The organism is Vibrio sp. 378 (genome assembly GCF_033339435.1).
This window is the reverse complement of record NZ_JAWOUO010000252.1, coordinates 1-912: the sequence shown is the minus strand read 5'-3', so window position 1 is coordinate 912 and position 912 is coordinate 1. Positions and strand designations below refer to the sequence as shown.

At 47.6% G+C, this 912-nt stretch carries 2 protein-coding genes; one reads left to right on the top strand and one right to left on the bottom strand.

Features of this window, described 5'->3' with window-relative positions; genetic code table 11:
* A partial coding sequence (locus R7Q48_RS25520) for an Hsp70 family protein (RefSeq protein WP_318132944.1) occupies positions 1 to 334 on the top strand: 334 nt, incomplete at its 5' end.
* A 106-nt stretch (positions 335 to 440) separates the two neighbouring features.
* Here the strand turns inward: R7Q48_RS25520 and R7Q48_RS25515 are convergent.
* Positions 441 to 902, bottom strand: coding sequence for a copper chaperone PCu(A)C (locus R7Q48_RS25515; protein ID WP_318132945.1), 462 nt, complete (start codon positions 900 to 902; stop codon positions 441 to 443).
* Positions 903 to 912 lie beyond the last annotated feature (10 nt).

Genomic DNA, 912 nt, shown 5'->3' with positions numbered 1-912 from the left:
TGCAGAAGAAGCGAAGGTGGCACTCTCTGATCAAACGGCTTACCGTACTGGTATCAACTTATTGTCGGAGCTGATTGAAGTGGACGTTCAGCGTGATGAGATGATTGAAGCGATTGAATCACCAAAGAACAAGATGACGGCGCTGGTAACAGAAGCTGTTGAGCAAGCAGGCGTAAAACCGGATGCGATCTTTATGACTGGTGGTTCCGCTCGTTCGCCGATTTTACGTGACGCGGTACAAACCGTGTTGCCAAATATTCCTGTCGTCAGCGGTAACTATTTTGGTTCGGTAACCGCAGGCTTGGCACGCTGGGCGGACGTTTGCTTTAAGTGATCTTTAGTTCTGAGCGAGTTACTGATGTCACGCGCTAAATAGAACCTTTTTCTAATAAAAGAGCCCGGCAGTATGACCGGGCTCTTTTGTATGGAATGAAAGGGACTTAGTGGTGCATGTGTTTTTCCATATGACCTTTCTTTTCCACCGCCATTTCAACATCGATTTTGCCTGAGTTTTTGAACGTCAGCGTCATTGGGAAGCGATCACCTTCTTGCAATGTTTGCGTTGGGTTGAAGATCATTAAATGGAAGCTGCCTGGCTTAAATACCACGGTTTCGTGTGCCGCTACACGCACTTCATCGATTTTTATCATCTTCATTACACCGTCTTCGTTCGCGTGAGTGTGGATTTCCACGTGGCCAGCGATTGGGCTTTCTGCTGCGATCAACGCGTCTTCCGTATCCCCATGGTTGGTCAGCTGAAAGAATCCGCCAATAACAGGAGCATTTGGCGGCGCTTCACGACTCCAAGGATGATCGATGTGAATTTTTCCGGCTTCGTAATCGTGAGCAAGGCTCATAGGGCTAGCAATGAGAGCGATAAGTGACAAAGTGGCGATTTTCATTTGTTTAAGC

What these genes read in the sequence shown, in the direction of transcription:
- R7Q48_RS25515 (WP_318132945.1), bottom strand. Translation starts at nt 902, where the DNA reads ATGAAAATCGCCACTTTGTCACTTATCGCTCTCATTGCTAGCCCTATG.